A 21,195-nucleotide genomic window follows, 5' to 3' on the forward strand; every position below is an offset into this window, starting at 1 on the left:
AATAATTTAAATAAATGGAGATAGACGGATAGTATAAAATTGATAAAGTTTTTGCTTAAGGTGAAAATAACAATCATAATCGTTGTTTGCTTAAAAACTTTTACTCCTTTGACTGTGTTTATTAAATTTATTTTCTATATAGTAATAGAAGTCCGGCATGTAGTTTAGTTTTGCAAATGTAATAAAATTTCGGCTTGTTAGATTTTGTAAGCATTTACAAATTAGAGTGTGGTCATTTTTTCATTTCATGTCTTGAATGCTTCTTTGTGTTTACTATTGATATTCACCCTAGAAAGATTTTCTGCTGACAACTGAAATGTAATCTAATGAATTCAACGAAATATGGGGGAAATAAATAATGCTAGCAATTCTTGGATTTTTAATGATTGTAGTCTTCATGTATTTAATAATGAGTAAGCGTTTGTCAGCGTTCAATGCACTAACCATTGTTCCGGTCGTTTTTGCACTAATTGGCGGTTTTACCGATTTAGGACCAATGATGTTGTCGGGGCTCGAGAAAATTGCTCCAACTGCTATTATGATTATTTTTGCCATCCTTTACTTTGGTGTTTTGATAGATACAGGATTCTTTGATCCACTAGTATTGAAAATTTTAAAAATGGTGGGTGGTGACCCATTAAAAATTGTACTGGGTACGGCAGTTTTATCGCTGATCGTTGCTCTGGATGGTGACGGAACAATTACATATCTTATTGTAGTAACAGCATTTCTTCCTTTGTATGAACGATTAGGTATGAACAAACTTATTTTGGCCTGTATTCCCGCATTAGCAATGGGGATTATGAATTTGACACCGTGGGGGGGACCGGCTGTTCAAGCAACTGCTGCAGTAAATGTAGATATAATAGAAATGCTTATGCCAATCATTCCTTCTATGGTCGCAGGTGGGATATGGGTTCTGGGTGTTGCCTTTTTTCTCGGGCGGAGTGAGCGTAAGCGGATAGGGGTTGCTAATATTCACGGAGATTTTAACGAAGAAATTGCTGCTACCCTTGATATAGGGATGGATTCATCAATAAAGCGTCCTAAATTATTTTGGTTTAATCTAGTTTTAACAATCTTAATAATGTCAGCCTTAATTATGGGCCTCTTACCGCTACCAGCTTTATTCATGCTTGGATTTGCGATTGTTATGATTGTTAATTATCCAAACTTGCAAGACCAAAAGGACCGTTTGCACGCACATTCAGGTAACATATTAACTGTTGTCTCTATGATATTTGCAGCAGGTGTATTTTCCGGCATTATAGAAGGCACTGGAATCGTTAAGGCTATAGCAGATATTCTAATTGCAATTATTCCAGATTCTCTTGGACCTAGATTAACCGTGATTGTTGCACTTATAAGTATGCCATTTACATTTTTTATGGCGAATGCTCCCTTTTATTTCGGGATCATTCCAATCATGGCGGAAACAGCTGCTCACTTTGGAATTAAATCAATAGAAATAGGACAGGCTTCTCTATTGGGACAACCGTTACACTTGTTGAGCCCACTTCAAGGTTCTATTTATGTACTAGTAGGGCTTCTAGGTATTGATATAGGTGACCATATTCGTTTTTCGGCCAAGTTTGCGATAGGGACAGCATTAGTTATGACCATTGTCGGTGTTTTGTTCGGAGTGCTATCAATTTAATAATATAACACTATAAGCCGTGATCTCTCATATTTTTGAGTATCTATCCCTAATAATAGAAATTAGCAAAGAGAGGCATCTCTGATCCTTGTGTCATACAAATCAGCCAAAGTTTAGATGAGAAATTTACCATGATACAAAAAATGATTTTTGATTTTCGTTCTTTACAAAAAGGAGCATCCTCATATAAAGCTTTTAGAAGTAGTTGAATTTGTGAGCAGTACTTAGAATGCTGGAACAAAATTGATAATGTTTAACAAATTCAAAAAAGAGACACTAATATATCTATGAAATTTTTACTAGAAAATAGATTTTGTTTTACCTGAATCATCTATTAAGCTGCTATTCCAAAGAAGCGATGAATAGACATTGTCTAATTTTGGACAGACCTTACCTTCTTAGCAGGTTTGTCCTTTTTCATTATACGCATATATTATATGCCCTTAAAATCTAACGAGCCGTTGGAAAAGACTTGAATCCCAACATGGCATCAACACGATCATTTTTTAGGAGATCAAAGGCACTCGTTAAAATAACGTTTCTGTAGAATTACTCCTGGCCTGTCTTTTCTTGCATGGTAGATAAGCGATAAGGAGTAGATTGAGATGAAAAATAGGCATGATCGTTTTGCTGTATTTATTATTGTATGTTTGTTTATGATTACGATTGTAGGAAGTCGCCCCCTTATCCCGCTTTATGCAAGAGATTTAGGTGCCAGTCATGGAGAAATTGGGGTTATTGTTGCGCTGTTTTCTTTTTTACCTTTATTCTTTTCCATAAAAGCAGGGAAAATAATTGATGGTATCGGAGTCAGAAGCCCACTTATTCTAGGTATTCTATTTGGGAGTCTTTCAATGATTATTCTCGCGATATTCAACAATCTAATGGGTATTTACTTATCGCAAATCTTTTCTGGTCTTGCTCAGCTAATATTTGTTCTGGCGATACAGGCGTATGCGGGGCAATTTTCCAAAAGCAAGTTGAGAGAATACTTTATTTCTGTATTTAGTATTGCGGTTGCAGCTGGCAGCTTTGTTGGACCGCTGATTAGCGGAGGACTTTCAGAGGTTTTAAGCAATACTTACTCTTTCTTCATTTTGGGAATTATTGTTTTATTAGCTGTACCACTTTCCTTTCAATTAAAAAAATTGAAGAAGAAAAAAATAGAACCAGTTGAACAAGGGGAAAAAGAAGCGAATTCTTTTAAATTACTACGTATCGAAGATTTGCGCAAAGCAGTCATAGTTAGCTCACTTGTTTTACTGGCGAAAGATACCTATATCGCATTTTTCCCATTATTGGCAGTGGAAAAAGGGGTATCAACTCTTGTAATTAGTGTCATTATCTCATTGAATGCAGCTGCAGGTATTTTAATCCGAAGCATCTTACAATGGATGGTACGTCGTTTGAAGCGCAACGTTATAATTACAATATCAATCCTTGTAGCTGGGTTAATTTACATTTTAAATCCATTCGTTGATAGTGTGATAGGGCTTAGTATCCTTGCTTTTGTTCTTGGATTTTGTTCAGGTATAGGGCAGCCACTTTCCATTTTCACGACCATCAATTCATTGCCGCATGATCGTGTGGCGGAAGGTCTTGGCCTGCGTCTAATGTTTAATAAATTAACACAGATTCTTGCTCCGCTGTCGTTAGGGGCTGTTTCAAGTATTGCAGGAATGTCTGGTGTATTTTATGTGTGTGGTGCTATTATTCTGGCTGGTTCCCTCAATCCAAATAGCATTTTTTTTACTAAAAATAAATAGTAGTACTAGTTTCAGCTTTTAAACCAGACAATGAAATAAAAGAAGCTGTTAAACCCAAAAGTTTGCATTCAATAAAAGGCTCTAGGGAACATTCCTTTGGCCTTATTCAAATCTAGATATTAGGCCAAGGAGGCAGCCAAAGTTAAATTGGGTTTAGAATAATAAATTAATAATTATTTAAATTTTTCAAATTATTAAATTAAAAATCTTTTATTTCGAAAATTTATGTGCTACAATAAAAGAGTAATAATTATTACATTTTATGAATATTAAGTAAAAAATAATACGACTGGAGATGTTGCCTTGAGTTGAAGAAGATTATAATGCCTCTTATTGTGACCATATGATATTATGACTTTGAGGGAGTTACTTCAGCACCAGATAATCCAGTTTTTTTTGATGATATATTATCCTCAGGGCATCTTATAACATGATTACGGTACAAGGAGAAAGTTATGAAAACGAATGTAATCCAATTAATTCAAAATAAAGCACCGAAATTAACAGAAACTCAACGTAAAGTAGCGGATTATATCATCAAAAATGCAATGGATGTTGCTTTTTTAACTGTTGATCAATTGGCTGGACTTGTAGGAACAAGTACTACTACGATTATGAGGATGGCTTTTAAATTAGGCTTTTCGGGTTATGCTGAATTTCAAAAGGAACTTCAAGAACTACTAAGAAATAGGGTAGATCCTCAAACAAGGTTGCAAGCAAATCTGAAAGAAATTAATGAAAGCGATTTATTAGTCCATTGTGCAGAAAACCAAATAGAAAATATTCGTTCCACGATGGATCTCATCGATAGCCAAACTTTGAATAAGATGCTTGATATGATATGTTCTGCCAATCAGATTTATTGTTTAGGTGCCAGAACAAGTAAGCCAGTAGCTCAATTTTTAAATCACGGATTCAATCGATTGTTTGGTAACAGTCATTTGGCCATTGAAGATGATTGGCCAGAAAAAGTAACTAATTTTTCATCATCTGATTTAGTGATCATCATCAGTTTTCCAAGATATTCTAGCAGAATGATAAACATGGCGAGAATTGCAAAACAAAATAATGCGAAGATTATTTCTATTACTGACGGATACTCATCTCCTTTAGTGGGTTTCACTGATTTATTAATTTCTTGCAGCTACCAAAGCATTGCATTTCACAATTCTATCATTGGACCAATGTTTATTGCTGATTATCTTATTAGTGCAATAGCAATAAATTACCCGGATAAAACAAAAGAACGATTTAAGTCAATTGAACCAATTATTACCGATTTGGGCTATCACCATTTAGATTAAGGATGATATCTTTGAATCTATTAATAAACCAAATATTTAGATTGGAATCACAAAATATTCTAATTTTTGATTAATAGAAAAGGCCACACGCTGTTCAACTGGGGTTTATACACGGGCGGCCAATTCTGTATATTTTCAAATTAAAAAGAAAGCGCTTCATCACTAAGAGGGAGGTCGACAGCGACCTTTAAAACGTTGGTTGGGCCCAAGTATAAAAGTCGTTGCGCAACTTAGTTAGCCAGGCCTTTCCAATAAGAAAACCGATAGAAATTAATATTTTTTTGCCTATATATGTAATAAAAAATACGTTAAAAGTAAATATTGTAGTATTTATTACAACTATAAAACTAGTTAGATAAAAAATTTATAAAAGTAAAGAGGGGATGAAAGAGATGAAGAAAAAATGGTTAACAAGTCTTGCTGTAACCACCATGTTGGGTGCACTGATCACAGGTTGTGGACAACAGAGTACAGCTTCTAAGGCAGAAAGCAAGAATGGCATTGAAAACCAACTGGTTATTGCTGGTAATGGGGCGGAATTTGAAAATGTTATGAGAGACGATGTCTTCAAGCAGTTTCAAAAAAAATATCCGGAAGTAAAAATCAGTTATGTTTCTGGAGTTTCAGGGGACATTGTAGCCAAAGTGAGAGCACAAAAAGCTTCTCCTCAAATTGACTTTGCAATCGTAGATTCCAACTCCCAAGAGATTGGACGCAAAGAGGGGCTTTGGCAAAAAGTAGATAAAAAAGATGTACCTAATTTGGAAAAAGCTCAATTTGGTTCTAAAGCAAAAGATAACAGTGGAGTGCCTGTATTTTACTCGACTATGGGGATTTCTTATAACAAAGAGCTTGTGGATAGCAAAGGGTTACCAGTACCTACATCCTGGAATGACTTAACCAATCCAAAGGTAAAAGAAAATCTAGCACTTTCGGATATCAGCAATAATTTCGGACGAACCACCTTGCTCATGTTAGCTTACTCAAATGGGGGATCTGAGAAGAAAATTGAACCGGGTTTTGCAAAATACGCAGAGATTGCTTCTGGTTTACCTACATTTTTAAATAACACTGCACAAATTCAACAGGCGTTACAACAAAAAAGAGTGGCCTATACGGTATGGAATTCGAACCGAAGTTTAACCTTGGCTGATACTGGTGTTCCTATGGAATTTGTTATTCCAAAAGAAGGGACTATCCTTTCGACTCAATTTGCCAACTTGGTAAAAGGAGCACCTCATACTAAAGCGGCGAAAAAGTTTATTGATTTTCTTCTGACCGATGAAGTGCAGAAAACACTAGGAGAAAAATTATATCTGAACCCAGTAACAGATGTGAAATTATCGGCAGAAGCGTCCAAAAAAATTGACTACGATAAAAGTAAAGCGGTGAGTGTGGATACAGAATTGGTTAGTAACGAGTATGCCAAATGGGTAGAGAGATTCAACAAAGAGGTCGCAACCAAAGTCAATAAGTAAGGGGGACTACCAGTTGGAAAAAAAGTATGATGTTGAACTAAGACATATAAAGAAAAGCTTTAATGGAAACACGATTGTAAAGGATTTTAGTATACAGATCGAGAGGGGAGAATTTATCTCCTTTCTCGGGCCTTCGGGCTGTGGGAAAACCACCACACTCAATATGATTGCGGGCTTCTTGGAAGCGGATGAAGGGGAATTGTTGATCAAGGGAAGATTAATGAATGGAGTACCTACCTACAAAAGAGACTTGGGGATGGTCTTCCAAACCTACTCATTGTTCCCGCATATGACCGTGTTTGAAAATATAGCATATGGATTAAAATTGAGGAAACTTCCGAAAGATGAAATAGCCGTAAGAGTGAAAAAAGTTCTTGAACTGGTCAAACTACCTCAAGTGCAAACACGCTTTCCCAAACAGCTTTCAGGTGGTCAACGTCAACGTATCGCAATCGCCAGAGCGTTAGTAATGGAACCATCCATTCTGTTACTGGACGAACCGCTCAGTAACTTGGACGCGAAGCTTCGTGAGGAGTTAAGAGATGAATTGAAACGTCTACATAAGGAAATTGGGGTTACCACCATTTTTGTGACCCATGATCAGGAAGAGGCCTTGTCGCTATCCGACCGAATTGTTGTCTTGAGTCATGGAAACATTGAGCAAATCGGCTCCCCCTCTGATATCTATCACCGACCGGCTACGGAGTTTGTCCATACTTTTATTGGGAAAACGAACCGACTGGATGGTACTGTAAAGGCTTTGGATGGCAATGACCTTACCATTCAGACGGAGGATGGCCTGTCCATTAAGGCAAGGAGCAAGGAGAAGAAATTTGTCTCGGGCGAAAAGGTTTCAACGTATATGCGTCCAGAGACCATCCAATTGACAATGGATCCGGTCGGTAGCGTTGATGTAACTACTTTTAGTGGTATCGTCAAGCTTGTCACTTTTCTTGGCCCGATTACGGAATATCACATTTCTGTGGGAAAACACGAGCTGATTGTGCGAACGCAACAACCTCAGAGACATTTCGTTGAAGGGGCTCAAGTTTACGGCTTTTGTCATACAGAAGATATTATGGTTGTAGAGGAGAACTTCTAGTATGGCGAAAACTTCTTTACGAACAAGCTTAATTATTGGTCTCTTGTTGGCTCCTACAATGGTTGTTTTAATGGTATTTTTCTTAATTCCCATGTTGATGATGTTTTTTCATAGTTTTGAAGATAAAGACTTACACTTTACCTTGCAAAACTACTTCGTTTTCTTTAAGGATCTCTATTATTGGGATATCCTTTGGCGTTCAGTTAAAATCAGTGTTTGGACAGTTTTGGTAACGTTTGTTTTCGGCTATCCTGTAGCAATGTATATGGCGAAATCGGAAGGGAAAGTAAGAAGCCTCGTTACTTTGCTTGTACTTGTACCTCATTTGGTAAGTGTAGTCATCCGCAATTTTGGCTGGACAATCATATTAAATGAAAATGGTTTGATCAATAGTTTGCTAATGAATATGGGCATTATCCAAAAGCCTTTACGCCTGATGTATAACGAATTAGGTACTGTTATTGGTTTAGCAGACTCCTTTATTGTGTATATGATTTTAGCGATTGCGACTAGTCTTTATGCCATAGATCAATCCCTGTACAAAGCTGCTTCGATTATGGGTGCGAGACGTTTTACTTCTTTCTTTACGATTACATTTCCGTTAAGTTTGCCGGGGATTTTTTCTGGGATTGTCCTGGTATTTAGTTTATCCATGAGTGCATTTGTGACACCTGCTTTGTTGGGAGGAACTGCGGTAAAAGTGATGCCAACTCTGATCTATCAAGAAATTCTGATTACACAAAATTGGCCTTTTGGTACTGCTTTATCCTTTATTTTACTAGCCTTTACGCTTATCTTGGCGGGCACATTTACCAAACTTGTGGAAACACACCGTTATAAGGAGGTGTTCCAATCATGAGAACGATTCGCTTCTCTTGGCTTGGGGTTTTAACATTTATCGTTTTGTTTTTTGTAATCTCTCCTTTTATCGTTCTTATTCCTAGCTCGCTAACAGCAGCCCAATTCCTGTCGTTTCCTCCGCAGGGGGTGTCTTTTCAATGGTATGCGAAAATACTAGATCGCCCAGAATTTATAGATTCTTTTATATTCAGTGTAGAATTGGCTGTGGTAACTGCCATCGTGGCGACTATTATAGGTACATTGGCTGGCCTTTCCATAGCGAAGTATAAGTTTAGGGGAAAGAAGATTGTAAATACATTTTTACTTTCGCCATTAAGTGTTCCTTCATTAATCGTGGGAATTGCTGTATTGATTTATTTTACTAAGATTGGCATAGCGGGTTCTTTTCTAGGATTGCTTTTGGCGCATTTGCTGATTACTATTCCGTACGTCGTTCGTCTGGTTTTGACTGGAATGACAAGTTTTGATTATAGTCTTGAAAAAGCAGCAGCCATTGTAGGAGCAAAACCAATTAGAGTATTTTGGGATATTACCCTTCCGTTGATTAGACCTGCCGTTTTTTCTGGATTCATCTTTTCTTTTCTTAATTCGTTTGACAACGTTACACTGTCTTTGTTTTTAGTGTCACCGCAGCAGATGACACTTCCCCTGACGATATTCAGCTACATTCAGGAAAATGTAGATCCGTTAATATCGGCAATATCAACGGCAGTGATTCTATTAAGCTTAATTCCAGTTATTTTATTGGAAAAAGTATATGGCCTTCAGCGGTTGTTTGGGATGGAAACAAATTCACACTAGAGAAAGCAATAAGTATGAGTAGACCCAGCCAGTGCAGGTAACATTGATAATCACCAATCAGCATCAATTGTGGACATTACATTATATGACTTGGTCTTTGGTTTCCATATGACATAGCTTGGAACGAACACTTAATCAATTTTGCTAAAATCGAGCTAGCATAAGTCATAGTAATATATTTTACATTTAATTGTAATATTATTGGTTTTACTACGCATGGTTAATCAAGCCAGGAATGGATCGATTGAATGTGGAATCAGTTCTTGGGAAGTCGAACTCGCCAAACGGTTATATACATTTATGCTTGTAGTTGTGAAAACTTTGAAAAAACTCAATTAGTGAAACAATGAACGCGAAGACCTTTGAAGAAACTATGAATCTTTTGGTCAAGCTCCAAATGCGTTTGAAAAAGCTTATTACCAAAAAAATAGAGGTGCTTGATTTTACTAGATTACCTGTACAAATGGTGACGTATCGTGAGATAGGTCACCATTTGTACAGTCCACCGAGCGATAGCGCGGTAGTGTTTTTTTAAAAAAATAATCAATTTATATGTCCGTTTTCTTGACGTAGGTCCAATATTACACTCATTTGAAGTTGATTTGGCGGGGATTCTCCTGATTTTATAAACATCAACTAATTTGCAAATAGGGAGCTTGGTCTTCAAAACCGCATGAGACCTGCGTGCCAGGTCTGGTGGGTTCGATTCCCACGCAGTCCCGCCACTTTTGATGCTAATAATACATATTAAGCGCACGGTGATGAATTTTACTCGTGCGTTTTTTCTTTTGATATAAGAAACAAGACTTTTCAAGTAGTGACTAGGCACAAGTACATAAGTCAAATTTATAAACTACGGAACAATTTCAAAAACGGTCCCCTGATTAAAATCAGTCACCTTCATAGAGCCAAATACCCCTAAATATAGTCTGGTTTGATCTAAATTCGTTCCCAAACTAACATAATAAGCGGATTGAGGCCCAAAATTATAATCCGTTTCAATCACACTGAAATCATTTAGTTTGCCATCTGTTCTAACCCTGGTATAGGCTAAAACTCCTCTAACCGGTGGGCGAGATTCTTCATGCCTCGCAAGATCGGTAAACACAACGCTGCCCGTTAACCCGGGGATTTCATTCCCCATATAAGCTTGCACTCCTGTAAGCGAAGTTCCTCCAAACTTATCGGGCCTTTGGTCTTTATGATAATAACTAGTTAAAGGCGGAAGACGGCTCACTGAAGTGTTTACTGCTTCATGAAAATAAGCAATAGTTTTCTCATCCAAAGTAGGATTTTCGGAGCAGCCCCTTTTAATCGAAGTAGGAAAAGCACCTTCCCATCCTCGCCAGCCAAAGTTAATAAATCCTTCTTGGTTAGGTTCAGTGTTTCTTACAGAAGCTTGAACAAGCTGCGTAACGGGTATTGGTTTATAATGAACGAATGAAAAAATGGATTCTACTAAATCCTGTCCGACATTTCCCACAATTTTGATATACTGGTTATAAAACCTTTGGAATGAAATGCCTGTTATATTGCGAACTCCTTTGGCTATAACCGAAAGTGTTTCCTGAATAGGAACGGGAAGTTCATCAAAACGTGTGACTACAGGTGGATTATCGATAAAAGTATTCTTAACTACGTCAATTTCAATGATTTTTCCGGCTATTTCCAAAGTATCTTGGCTCAAATTAAACGGGTCATAGCCCGATCCGCCATCTCCGGTTGTTAAAACAAGTTTTCCTGTTTCAGGTGAAAAATTTAAGCTATTGACACCATTATGATTCATAAAGGGTCTTCTTAAGTTAAGCAATGTTCGTCGCTTTTGAGGGTAGCCATTCGACTGTAAAATCCATTCTTCCACTGTATCAATATGATCATATTGAGTTTCCCTATTTATCCATCTTTGGGTTAATGTTTTGGGATCACACGGGTCAGGACTAAAATGTTCAGAAAGAGCACCTGGACCTTGTGTCCCAGCTACTGAATAATGAAGATAAAATAAACCGTTCTTATAAAATTGGGAATGAAACGCCAGCCCCAGCAATCCACGTTCATCATAACCCCCGCCAGAGCCGCCTAGTTTTATGATTCGCGGGCGAATATCTAAATAAGTCCGTATAACTCCATTGTCTATGTAAAAGATCTCACCTACCTGGGTTGCAATAAATAATCTCTCAATTGAGTCACCGGGAAGTATTGTTGTTCTCAAAACAGTGGGTAAATTAATCTTACTAACAACGGGCCGTAAACGAACCTTAACTTTTATCACCTAACTTTCCACTCCTTCAATTGTTTTCTTTAATAAAAATATGAGCAGAACTGTTCTATTAGTACCAATTTGGGCCGGGACTGAAAAGGCATAATACCTGCTTAACCGCACGGGAATTTTTACCCGTGCGTTTTTTCATTTAATGAATAAATTCGCTCATTAGCGTGTGGAACTTTTATGTGGAACAAGATTTTTCGGGTGGTGCCAGGCACTGTTATTTTGTGGGTTCATTCATTATTTTTTAATTCATACTTTACAGATAGGAATTATAAGTTTATAATACAATTAATCTAATAAAAAAATTAAAACAGACCGAATTAAAGTTGTTGTATTCAAGAAAAGTTTTATGTAAAACTGAAGGAGTGTTTATGATGAGAAAAAACGATGATAAAAAGCGAAATAAACTTATCAATAAACTAATTTTTTTAAACGTATATAACAAAGAAGATCAACAGCTTTATAAGCTGCCACTAGCGAAATTAGAATATGAGTATAGGAAATTTAAATTACAAAACCATCCTCATGGTGAGTTTGGCTCAATTCAATGGGTTTAAAAATAGATCCGCTTGCAGACTGTATGGTGTTTCCGCACCTGCAGTCTTTTTTTATATACATTCAAGTTTACTAAGTTTAAATGACAAAATAATGTGGAATATTAAGTTATCGTAATCTAAAAAATTATCAACATATTTAGACAAATAGGAGAGAAGAATATATACTTATTATCAGGAAAAAGCATGAAAAGAGGAGAAATTATGGAAATAAAACGTCAGAATGTCGATTTTGGTAATTCGATCTTTCAAACCCTTGTGGATGGTTATTACTTTGAGATTCCTACCAATGTAGTAGAAATTACGAAGGAAAAGGCAGACGGCCACTACCCGACTACTTTTAATGATCCCCAATCCCTTCTTCAAAATATGCTCATTTCAACCACGATAGATGGTGTAGAGAAGTATTATCTGGTAGGCGATTCAGCGGAAAAACAGGTGTTAGGAAATATTCACATCAACAAGCTTCATGATAAAACAGAATCTGAGATTCCGTACGTAATGTTCCTGGCGTCAGTTGCCTATTACAATGTATTAAAAGGAAACGGCAAAGAAGATACTAGAGTAAACATTAATTATTTTTCAACCATGCTTCCAATTTGGTTACTTAAGAAAACGAACAAGTTCAGTGATATGCAAAATAAAATGGCAAGCCGATTTAAAGGGGAGCATCAGGTAGCGATTCTAACTCCAGGGTTAGACAGAGTTGTAACCATTCACGTTGAAACAAGCAAATGCCGGATTGAAAGTGAAGTTGCTCGTTGGGCCATTAAAAAAGACTTTGATTTACAGGATCGTGAGGAAGCAAATTCATTTAAAAACTATGAAACCCTAATTGTGGATCTAGGGGGAGGGACTGTTGATCTTGCTTTGCTCCAAGCAGGTCTTCAATCTCCTAAAAGCAGGGATTCATTGAACTGCTTCGCTGATATTTCATACTTAAAACACATCGAAAAATTGAGAAATGAAAAGTTACTAGAGTATTTTGAGGATGTTCGCTCGCTAGAAGAATTCATTATCAAAACAATAGAGAAAACAAAAATGGAGCAACGCGATGGTAATAGCGGGAAAAAAGTGGATCTTACAGAGCAAATCCATGAGTCATTAAGGGAGTACACGCAAATATTATTAACGAAAATTGAAAACACCTTCCCATCCCCTAAAGATAAGGTCTATAAATATGTTTATATAGGTGGAATAGCTGGAATCCTTAAACAATTCATTGAGGAATCAATTGATAAAAGGTATGGCGTCGAAATAAGAGAACAAAATCATCTATTCCTACCTGATCCAAGAAAACTTAATTTATATGGTCTAGAAATTTTAAGCAGGCATGAAACCAACGTAGTTTTCGCCTAAGAAGGGGAGAAGAACGTATGAGCAACAAAGATCATCTTCTGGCTGATAAGTCCGCATTCGGATTGTACAATATGGAGTCAAATCTAGGTGCACAGATGTTTGCACCATTTTACGCTCTATCAAACTTTTTTTTAACGGCTGCTAATCTCCAAACGGATGTGTTCAGATTAATGAATATAGAATCAGGAAGTAAAAACGAACCTGTAGAGTTGACTTTAAAAACATCGGAAATTTCTCCAAAGGTATATTCATTTCTTGAGCAAAAAGCACAGGCAAATGAATTGGAGGATTATATAACAAAGCTTGTTGAGCAGGATATGAAGAAAATTGAAAAAGAAGAGACAATCGATACTCTTCGTGAAGAGTTTTTAAGCAAGATCAACTCACTTAAACAAGAATTTGCCTCCCTTCTCGATGTTGATCATATTGGGGTGGGGTCCGTTCAAACAAACGAATTACGGGATTTTGTAACGAAACTCGGTGAGCAAAAATTAGATAAGGATCAATTCCAAACGTTGTTAAAATCCCTACGCAGCGAGTTATTAAGTGAGATTCACTTACTTAAAAATGAACTTAGTTCTCGTCCTGTCGATCCTGCTAATCCAAATACCACAAAGCCCGCTTTGGAACAGGCTAAAGAAGAGAATGATTTGAAAGAAGGTCAATTGGTCGAAAGTGATCAGGTTACAGGGACTATTGAAGAAGTAATAGATATGGATTTTTAAAAAATGAAGTAGCAGAGAGATGTTCTGCTACTTTTTTCGTTATTTTAAAAAGATTTCTTTCACAAATTCAAAAAACAATTATGAAATTAATTCACGTAGTTAGGCTAAATGAAAATAGAAAATATTTAGAAATATAGAAAAAATCCTTGTGAAAAAAATGAAGTCTTGCTAGAATAAAAAAAGTATCAGGAACAGGATTACTTTTTTTTGATTCAACTGGGACATTTTATGTCCTCTAGGGACATAAAATGTCCCGATGAATATTCATCTGGTTTTAAGTTCATTTACAATTTATTTTCAAGGAGGAATTTTTTTGGGGACAAACGTATTAAACTTATCATCTTACAAGTTTTATAGTAACGGAGAATGGAAAGAAAGCCTTTCGGGCGAAACCATTAACATCATGTCACCTTACCTTTCGGAAGTAATTGGAAAAGTGCAAGCAATCACAAAAGAAGAGGTGGATGAAGCGATTTATTCGGCTCATGAGGCTCAAAAATTATGGGCAGAGTTCTCACTTCAACAACGTGCAAGCTACTTATATAAATGGGCAGATGAATTAGTTAGCAGGCAAGAAGAAATCGCAGAAATGATTATGAAAGAAGTAGGCAAAAGCTTTAAAGATGCAAAAAGTGAAGTTACCCGCACAGCGGATTTTATCCGTTACACCATTGAAGAAGCCCTGCATATGCATGGAGAAAGCATGAGGGGCGAAAGTTTTCCAGGCGGGTCTAAAAATAAAATTGCCATTGTTGACCGCGTGCCATTAGGGGTAGTATTAGCGATTTCTCCCTTTAACTACCCGGTAAATCTAGCTGCAGCAAAAATAGCCCCGGCCTTAATGGCAGGAAACGCTGTTATTTTTAAACCTGCAACACAAGGTGCTATCAGCGGTACAAAAATGATTGAAGCCCTTGATGAAACAGGGTTACCAAATGGCCTTGTCAACCTTGTTACAGGCAAAGGTTCTGTGATTGGTGATTACTTAGTCGAACATAAGGGAATTAATATGATTTCATTTACGGGCGGGACCCAGACAGGTGTTAGATTAGCCAAGAAATCGGCGATGGTTCCCCTTGTCCTTGAGCTTGGTGGAAAAGATCCCGGCATCGTCTGTGAAGATGCCGATTTGAAAGAAGCAGCTAAACAAATTATCAGCGGTGCGTTCTCTTATTCCGGTCAACGCTGTACAGCGATTAAACGGGTGCTTGTAAATGAAAACGTAGCCGATGAGCTTGTGGGATTATTAAAAGAAGAAGTGGAAAGATTGACTGTGGGTTCTCCGGAAGATGGCTGTACCATTGTTCCTTTAATTGATAAGAAATCAGCCGATTTTATTCAAATTTTGATTGCTGATGCACTTGGTCATGGGGCTGAAGTAGTAATTGGAAACAAAAGGGAACGTAACTTGATTCATCCAACGCTACTTGATTATGTTACTGGAGAAATGCGTGTGGCATGGGAGGAACCGTTTGGACCTGTACTACCAATCATTCGCGTTTCATCTGATGAAGAGGCAATTAAACTTGCGAATGAATCTGAATATGGCCTCCAGGCAAGTATTTTTACAAAAGATGTGAACAAAGCGTTTGCGATTTCGAATAAAATGGAAGCCGGATCCGTCCAAATTAATGGCCGTACCGAGCGCGGCCCAGATCATTTTCCCTTTATCGGTATAAAAGGATCGGGAATAGGAGTTCAAGGAATTCGTAAGAGTATCGAATCGATGACACGGGAGAAAGTAACCGTTTTAAACCTTACAGAGTAGCCCAATTTTCATTTACCTTACATATTTTTTAAAGGAGTTAGATTTAACGATGGTAGAAAAACAATTTAAAATAATTGAAGCATCAGGAATTCATGCAAGACCGGCAACACTATTAGTTCAAACTGCAAGTAAATTTGATTCTGGAATTAATATGGAATACAAAGGAAAAAGTGTAAACTTAAAATCGATCATGGGTGTTATGTCTTTAGGCATAGGTCAAGGGGCAGAAATCAGCATTTCTGCAGATGGCAGTGATGAGGAAGAGGCATTAAGAAGCCTCGAAGAAATCTTAACAAAGAAAGGTTTGGCTGAATAATGAGCTTCTTACATGGAATTGCTGCCTCAAATGGGATTGCCATTGCAAAGGCCTACCGTCTCGTTGACCAAGATTTATCTTTTGAAAAGAAAACGATTGATCATACTGATGCAGAAGTAGAACGTTTCAATGCCGCAGTAAAGAAAGCAAATTCAGAGCTTGAAGCCATTCGCGATAGAGCCATAGTGGACCTTGGTGCAGATAAAGCAGCCATTTTTGAAGCGCATCTTCTTGTTTTGAATGATCCTGAATTAACGGGTCCGATTATAGATAAGATTCATACTGAGAAAGTAAATGCAGAGTCTGCCCTTAGCGAAACGGCAGATATGTTCATTATGATGTTTGAACAAATGGATAATGAATATATGAGAGAACGTGCTGCAGATATTCGTGACGTGACAAAACGTGTTCTCTCGCATTTATTAGGTGTTCAAATTGTTAATCCTGGTATGATTGCTGAAGAAGTGATCATTGTGGCGGAGGACTTAACGCCTTCTGATACAGCACAATTAAATCGACAATTTGTAAAAGGATTTACCACGAACATCGGGGGGCGTACATCGCATTCAGCGATTATGGCCCGTTCAATGGAAATCCCTGCTGTTGTTGGTACAAAAACAGCTACAGAGGAAATCAACCATGGCGATCTAGTGGTTGTGGATGGCTTAAAGGGTGAGGTTCACATTAACCCAACACCTGAAGTGGTGGAGCAGTTCCGTAAAATGGCTGAAGAATATGAAATTCAAAAAGCGGAATGGGCAAAGCTTGTCAACGAAAAAACAGTTTCTGCCGATGGCCATCACGTTGAATTAGCGGCTAACATTGGTACACCGAATGACTTAACAGGGGTTATGGCAAATGGCGGGGAAGGTGTCGGACTTTATCGGACTGAATTCCTATATATGGGCAGAGATCAACTTCCAACAGAAGAAGAACAGTTCGAAGCGTATAAGGCTGTATTAGAAGGAATGAGTGGAAAGCCAGTAGTGGTTCGGACACTTGATATCGGCGGAGATAAAGAACTTCCATATTTAGATCTACCCAAAGAAATGAATCCATTTTTAGGATTCCGTGCGATTCGTCTATGCCTGGAAGAACAAGATGTTTTTCGTACTCAGATTCGAGCCCTGCTCCGAGCCAGCATTTATGGAAACTTAAAGATCATGTTCCCGATGATTGCAACACTCGATGAATTCCGTTCTGCTAAAGCTATTTTGGAGGAAGAAAAGCAAAAGCTTGTTTCTCAAGGATTACAAATAGCTGGGCAGATTGAACTTGGTATTATGGTTGAAATTCCTTCAACTGCCATCTTAGCAGATCAATTCGCAAAAGAAGTGGATTTCTTTAGTATCGGAACGAATGATTTGATTCAATATACAATGGCAGCAGATAGGATGAACCAAAGGGTTGCCTATCTTTATCAGCCGTATAGCCCATCGATTTTACGATTAGTAAAAATGGTGATTGATGCAGCACATGCTGAAGGTAAATGGGCTGGAATGTGTGGAGAAATGGCAGGAGATGAAACGGCCATACCAGTACTTCTTGGCCTAGGCCTCGATGAATTTTCAATGAGCGCCACTTCTATTTTAAAAGCTCGTTCACTCATACGTAACTTGAAAAAATCGGAAATGGAAAAGCTTGCAGAAGAAGTTTTAACTATGCAAACAACCTCCCAGGTTATTGAAGCAGTAAAAAATATAACAAAATAAATACTTTTTTAGGGGGTGGTTTTCTTGAAATCAAATGAAGAAACCCTTAGGGATTTAAAAAAGGAATTGCTTCGGATCGGTTCAACGAGCCAAAGGGATTATGATTTGTTGAAGAAGAAAGGCCTGGTTTTAAGTACGACCATTTGTCGAAGATTAAAATTAAGCTGGCCTATGGTTGTTGAGAAAACAGGGGTTGTATCTTCAAAAAGGTAATTAAGATATACTTTTTACATTGAGTCGTTTTTTAATATTAAAAATATTGTTTAGCCTCCTTACTAAAGTGGAAATTCAATTAGTTAAGGAGGTTTTTTGTTTAATGATTTTTTTTAGTTCTATAAATGATTTCTAAACACATTTTGGTTAACTATGATTTTATTAAACTATCACGTTGACTGTATGGTTTTGATTGTGATATAGTTAACATAACGAAAAAGGGGTGAGTAAGTTGGGAAGTTGTATCGAATTGGTGAATTAGCACGTTTAATGGGTATTTCTAAAAGAACCATTGATTATTACACCCAAATAGGCTTACTGAACCCTGTGAGAACGGATTCGAATTACCGAATGTATGGAGAAGATTGTATTAAAATTTTGGAAATGGTTGAACATTATAAAACTCTTAATATGCCACTTGAGGAAATTAAATCTTCTATTAAAATGCTAAATTCCGATAATGGGATTGATAAAGTGAAAGTAGAAAAACATTGTGAACAAATTGCTATCCTTATGGGACATCTTAAAGAGGAAATAACAGTGATTGAGCCTATTCTTCAAAAATTAAATCAAACTGAAAAAGAAATGCTTGTAAATAAGCTTTCTTCACAGGGTGTTATACTGGCTCAAACATTGTTATTATTATTTGATTAAACGTTTTAGAATACTAGGAGGTGTATTCCTAACTTACTAGTAAGTTAGGAGATTATTGATAATTATTAATTTAATGATCATTGCAATTTTAATTGCATTTACGGCATTTTTCGTATCCTATGAATTTGCCATTGTGAAAGTCCGCAGTACACGAATTGATCAGCTTGTTGGCGAAGGAAACAAGAATGCAATTGCGGCCAAAAGAATTGTTTCGAATCTTGATGAATATTTATCCGCATGTCAGTTGGGTATTACCGTTACCGCATTAGGATTAGGTTGGTTAGGTGAACCTACAGTGGATCATATTCTACATCCTTTATTAGTAAACCTTAACTTGCCTGAATCCGTTTCAAGTATTGCATCCATTGTTATCGCATTTGCTGTAGTCACATTTATTCACGTCGTAGTAGGGGAACTTGCCCCTAAAACATTTGCGATACAAAAAGCAGAAACGGTTACATTACTTTTTGCGAGACCAATGATGCTTTTTTATAAAATTATGTATCCCTTTATAAAAGCATTAAATGGCTCAGCCCGTTTGATTACAGGCATCTTTGGATTGAAACCTGCTTCCGAACACGAAGCTGCTCACTCTGAGGAAGAGCTCCAAATCATTATTTCAGAAAGCTATAAAAGCGGGGAAATTAATCAGTCTGAATATAAATATGTGAATAATATTTTTGAATTTGATGATCGTATTGCAAAAGAAATAATGGTTCCCCGTACTGAAATTGTGGCGTTTGATAAATCACAATCATTAGAAGAATGTCTTAAAATTGTTACAGAGGAAAATTATACGAGATACCCAGTTATTGATGGAGAAAAGGATAACATCGTCGGAATGTTGAACATTAAAGAAGTCATGACTGAATTTATTAAAGGAAAGAGTTTAGGAACTACTGTTGAACATTATGTTCGTCCGGTCATCCAAGTAATTGAATCAATTCCAATCCACGATTTATTAGTTAAAATGCAAAAAGAACGTGTTCATATGGCAATTCTTTTAGACGAATATGGTGGTACCGCTGGTTTAGTGACGGTTGAGGATATTCTCGAAGAGATTGTTGGTGAGATACGGGATGAATTTGACGCAGATGAAGTACCGGAAATTAATAAAATTAATGAACATAAAACGATTGTGGATGGTAAAGTCCTTATTGAAGAAATAAATGATTTATTTGGTTTAGATATAGACGATGAGGATATTGATACCATTGGCGGATGGATTTTATCCCAAAAGATGGACGTGACTGAAGGTGAAATTATTTGTCATGGTCATCACGAATTTAAAGTCCTTGAAGTGGATGGTTACCATATCAAATCATTAGAAATAGTAAAGTCAGTAAAACAGGAAGTCCTTGTTTAATGCAGAATCCCTCTTATTTTAGAGGGATTTTTTTTGATTTAAATTTGTAAGATTAATTACATGGTAAAAAGGACATCGTTGACCTTTAACCCAGTTGATTGGAGCGGAAGGCACGAAGACTCCTGAGGGAGTACGGGGCAGGGGAGACCCCGCAGGAGCGTAAGCGACGAGGAGGCTCCCCGGAACGCCCGCGAACCGCTTGTGCCTGGAGCGGAAATCACCAGATAAATTTAACACATCAAAATAAAAAGAATTTATCTGAAAACTCGAATGTTAGTACAACTCCCTTAATATAGTTAAAATGAATAGCCATCTATTGTGTTTAATCGGTACAAGTTTTCTAAGTTTTTATAGGTGGTTCCACACCGTTCTCCCAATTCCAATCCAAAATACCGAAAAGCATATAGGCAGTTACTCAATTATTTTCTAAATGCCTTCCGCTTTTCTAATGATAAGGAGGAACTCAATGCTACATATAGTGGCCTGTATTAAGCAAGTACCTGACACGAAAATTATTAAAATGAATCCAAAAACCAACACCATGGACCGCAGGACGGCACCTGCCATCTTAAATCCTTATGACTCCCATGCGGTAGAAGAGGCAGTCCGACTAAAAGAGCGGTATGGTGGAACGGTATCTGTCCTAACGATGGGTCCGCCGCCAGCAGTGAAGGCGATTAAAAAATGTATTGAAATAGGGGCTGATGAAGGGTATTTGATCACGGACCGAAGATTTGCGGGAGCGGATACGTTAGCAACCAGTTATGCTCTTACGAAAGCCTTAGAAAAAATCTCAAAAACCAATCCTGTGGATCTCGTCATCTGTGGGAAAATGACCATTGATGGAGATACCGGTCAAGTCGGACCTGGAATTGCAAGGAGGCTCGATATTCCGCCGCTCACCTCAGTGAATAAAGTAGTGGAAATTAATAAAGACGAGGGGTATGCCGTTGTCCATCGTAAATTAGAGGACGGGTTTGAGGTAATTAAATCCACTTTACCTTGTTTGTTTTCTGTTGAAAAAACGATCAATGAAGTTCCGTATTCTTCGTTTCCAAACATGTTAAAAGCAGCGAAATATGAGCCAGTTATCTGGTCTGTTGATGATTTGGAGGGTGTGGATATTAAACAGCTTGGCTTGAAAGGATCTCCAACGATTGTATCAAAGGTATGGGCCCCGCCGCCGCCAGCAGGGGGAACGATGATTGAAGGCAATCCATTAGAACAAGTGGACCAATTGCTTTCCGTCATTCTTGAAAAGAAAGAATTGTTTACGGTCAAGGAGGGATAATG

At 37.4% G+C, this 21,195-nt stretch carries 18 protein-coding genes; 17 read left to right on the forward strand and 1 reads right to left on the reverse strand.

The genetic code is table 11. The features are described 5' to 3' along the window. Positions 1-358: 358 nt before the first annotated feature. The 7 genes from ACFQZ9_RS07410 (at position 359) to ACFQZ9_RS07440 (ending at position 8,969) form a co-directional block, all read left to right on the forward strand. Positions 359-1,657, forward strand: a complete 1,299-nt coding sequence (locus ACFQZ9_RS07410) for a CitMHS family transporter (protein WP_498942990.1) — start codon at positions 359-361, stop codon at positions 1,655-1,657. A gap of 605 nt (positions 1,658-2,262) precedes the next feature. Next, complete coding sequence (locus ACFQZ9_RS07415) at positions 2,263-3,423, forward strand: MFS transporter (RefSeq protein ID WP_498942991.1); 1,161 nt, start codon at positions 2,263-2,265, stop codon at positions 3,421-3,423. Between the two features lie 455 nt (positions 3,424-3,878). Continuing rightward, entirely contained in the window at positions 3,879-4,727 is an 849-nt protein-coding gene (locus ACFQZ9_RS07420; protein WP_498942993.1) for a MurR/RpiR family transcriptional regulator, read from the forward strand. A gap of 392 nt (positions 4,728-5,119) precedes the next feature. Then, entirely contained in the window at positions 5,120-6,205 is a 1,086-nt protein-coding gene (locus ACFQZ9_RS07425) for an ABC transporter substrate-binding protein (protein WP_498942994.1), read from the forward strand. Between the two features lie 13 nt (positions 6,206-6,218). Beyond that, positions 6,219-7,307, forward strand: coding sequence for an ABC transporter ATP-binding protein (locus ACFQZ9_RS07430; RefSeq protein WP_498942996.1), 1,089 nt, complete (start codon positions 6,219-6,221; stop codon positions 7,305-7,307). Position 7,308: 1 nt separating this feature from the next. Continuing rightward, on the forward strand, positions 7,309-8,166 hold the full coding sequence (locus tag ACFQZ9_RS07435; RefSeq protein WP_327832846.1) for an ABC transporter permease: 858 nt from the start codon (positions 7,309-7,311) through the stop codon (positions 8,164-8,166). Continuing rightward, a complete protein-coding gene (locus ACFQZ9_RS07440) occupies positions 8,163-8,969 on the forward strand; it encodes an ABC transporter permease (RefSeq protein WP_498942997.1) in 807 nt (268 codons plus the stop codon). The genes ACFQZ9_RS07435 and ACFQZ9_RS07440 overlap by 4 nt, the downstream gene beginning before the upstream one ends. A gap of 853 nt (positions 8,970-9,822) precedes the next feature. Here the strand turns inward: ACFQZ9_RS07440 and ACFQZ9_RS07445 are convergent. Further along, the gene (locus ACFQZ9_RS07445; RefSeq protein WP_498942998.1) at positions 9,823-11,238 is read right to left on the reverse strand and encodes a PQQ-dependent sugar dehydrogenase; all 1,416 of its coding nucleotides are present in this window, start codon (positions 11,236-11,238) and stop codon (positions 9,823-9,825) included. A 371-nt stretch (positions 11,239-11,609) separates the two neighbouring features. Here ACFQZ9_RS07445 and ACFQZ9_RS07450 point away from each other — a divergent pair, with 371 nt between their 5' ends. From ACFQZ9_RS07450 to ACFQZ9_RS07495, 10 genes are all read left to right on the forward strand, one after another. After that, entirely contained in the window at positions 11,610-11,792 is a 183-nt protein-coding gene (locus ACFQZ9_RS07450; RefSeq protein ID WP_198309612.1) for a Fur-regulated basic protein FbpA, read from the forward strand. A 201-nt stretch (positions 11,793-11,993) separates the two neighbouring features. Beyond that, the gene (locus tag ACFQZ9_RS07455) at positions 11,994-13,148 is read left to right on the forward strand and encodes a ParM/StbA family protein (RefSeq protein ID WP_498943000.1); all 1,155 of its coding nucleotides are present in this window, start codon (positions 11,994-11,996) and stop codon (positions 13,146-13,148) included. A gap of 17 nt (positions 13,149-13,165) precedes the next feature. Beyond that, the gene (locus tag ACFQZ9_RS07460; RefSeq protein ID WP_498943002.1) at positions 13,166-13,873 is read left to right on the forward strand and encodes a hypothetical protein; all 708 of its coding nucleotides are present in this window, start codon (positions 13,166-13,168) and stop codon (positions 13,871-13,873) included. A 313-nt stretch (positions 13,874-14,186) separates the two neighbouring features. Next, on the forward strand, positions 14,187-15,641 hold the full coding sequence (locus ACFQZ9_RS07465) for an NADP-dependent glyceraldehyde-3-phosphate dehydrogenase (protein WP_498943003.1): 1,455 nt from the start codon (positions 14,187-14,189) through the stop codon (positions 15,639-15,641). A gap of 49 nt (positions 15,642-15,690) precedes the next feature. Next, the gene (locus ACFQZ9_RS07470) at positions 15,691-15,957 is read left to right on the forward strand and encodes an HPr family phosphocarrier protein (protein ID WP_498943005.1); all 267 of its coding nucleotides are present in this window, start codon (positions 15,691-15,693) and stop codon (positions 15,955-15,957) included. Beyond that, positions 15,957-17,669: a phosphoenolpyruvate--protein phosphotransferase gene (ptsP, locus tag ACFQZ9_RS07475; RefSeq protein ID WP_498943007.1), complete on the forward strand. Its 1,713-nt coding sequence runs from the start codon at positions 15,957-15,959 to the stop codon at positions 17,667-17,669. Before ACFQZ9_RS07470 ends, ptsP begins: the two co-directional genes overlap by 1 nt. A 24-nt stretch (positions 17,670-17,693) precedes the next feature. Beyond that, positions 17,694-17,882 (forward strand): hypothetical protein, encoded by a 189-nt coding sequence (locus ACFQZ9_RS07480; protein ID WP_198309617.1) that lies wholly within the window; start codon positions 17,694-17,696, stop codon positions 17,880-17,882. 240 nt (positions 17,883-18,122) lie between these two features. Beyond that, positions 18,123-18,536, forward strand: coding sequence for a MerR family transcriptional regulator (locus tag ACFQZ9_RS07485; RefSeq protein WP_498943009.1), 414 nt, complete (start codon positions 18,123-18,125; stop codon positions 18,534-18,536). A 55-nt stretch (positions 18,537-18,591) separates the two neighbouring features. After that, positions 18,592-19,902, forward strand: coding sequence for a hemolysin family protein (locus ACFQZ9_RS07490; RefSeq protein ID WP_198309619.1), 1,311 nt, complete (start codon positions 18,592-18,594; stop codon positions 19,900-19,902). Positions 19,903-20,368: 466 nt separating this feature from the next. After that, positions 20,369-21,193 carry an electron transfer flavoprotein subunit beta/FixA family protein gene (locus ACFQZ9_RS07495; protein ID WP_498943011.1) on the forward strand — a complete coding sequence of 275 codons (825 nt, stop codon included), beginning with the start codon at positions 20,369-20,371 and terminating at the stop codon, positions 21,191-21,193. The last annotated feature ends 2 nt before the right edge of the window (positions 21,194-21,195 follow it).

This window comes from Neobacillus sp. GCM10027624 (genome assembly GCF_042675345.1).
Classification (GTDB): domain Bacteria; phylum Bacillota; class Bacilli; order Bacillales; family Cytobacillaceae; genus Neobacillus; species Neobacillus cucumis_D.

What these genes read in the sequence shown, in the direction of transcription:
- ACFQZ9_RS07450 (WP_198309612.1), top strand. Translation starts at nt 11,610, where the DNA reads ATGAGAAAAAACGATGATAAAAAGCGAAATAAACTTATCAATAAACTA.
- ACFQZ9_RS07420 (WP_498942993.1), top strand. Translation starts at nt 3,879, where the DNA reads ATGAAAACGAATGTAATCCAATTAATTCAAAATAAAGCACCGAAATTA.
- ACFQZ9_RS07460 (WP_498943002.1), top strand. Translation starts at nt 13,166, where the DNA reads ATGAGCAACAAAGATCATCTTCTGGCTGATAAGTCCGCATTCGGATTG.
- ACFQZ9_RS07435 (WP_327832846.1), top strand. Translation starts at nt 7,309, where the DNA reads ATGGCGAAAACTTCTTTACGAACAAGCTTAATTATTGGTCTCTTGTTG.
- ACFQZ9_RS07470 (WP_498943005.1), top strand. Translation starts at nt 15,691, where the DNA reads ATGGTAGAAAAACAATTTAAAATAATTGAAGCATCAGGAATTCATGCA.
- ACFQZ9_RS07455 (WP_498943000.1), top strand. Translation starts at nt 11,994, where the DNA reads ATGGAAATAAAACGTCAGAATGTCGATTTTGGTAATTCGATCTTTCAA.
- ACFQZ9_RS07415 (WP_498942991.1), top strand. Translation starts at nt 2,263, where the DNA reads ATGAAAAATAGGCATGATCGTTTTGCTGTATTTATTATTGTATGTTTG.
- ptsP (WP_498943007.1), top strand. Translation starts at nt 15,957, where the DNA reads ATGAGCTTCTTACATGGAATTGCTGCCTCAAATGGGATTGCCATTGCA.
- ACFQZ9_RS07440 (WP_498942997.1), top strand. Translation starts at nt 8,163, where the DNA reads ATGAGAACGATTCGCTTCTCTTGGCTTGGGGTTTTAACATTTATCGTT.
- ACFQZ9_RS07425 (WP_498942994.1), top strand. Translation starts at nt 5,120, where the DNA reads ATGAAGAAAAAATGGTTAACAAGTCTTGCTGTAACCACCATGTTGGGT.
- ACFQZ9_RS07495 (WP_498943011.1), top strand. Translation starts at nt 20,369, where the DNA reads ATGCTACATATAGTGGCCTGTATTAAGCAAGTACCTGACACGAAAATT.
- ACFQZ9_RS07410 (WP_498942990.1), top strand. Translation starts at nt 359, where the DNA reads ATGCTAGCAATTCTTGGATTTTTAATGATTGTAGTCTTCATGTATTTA.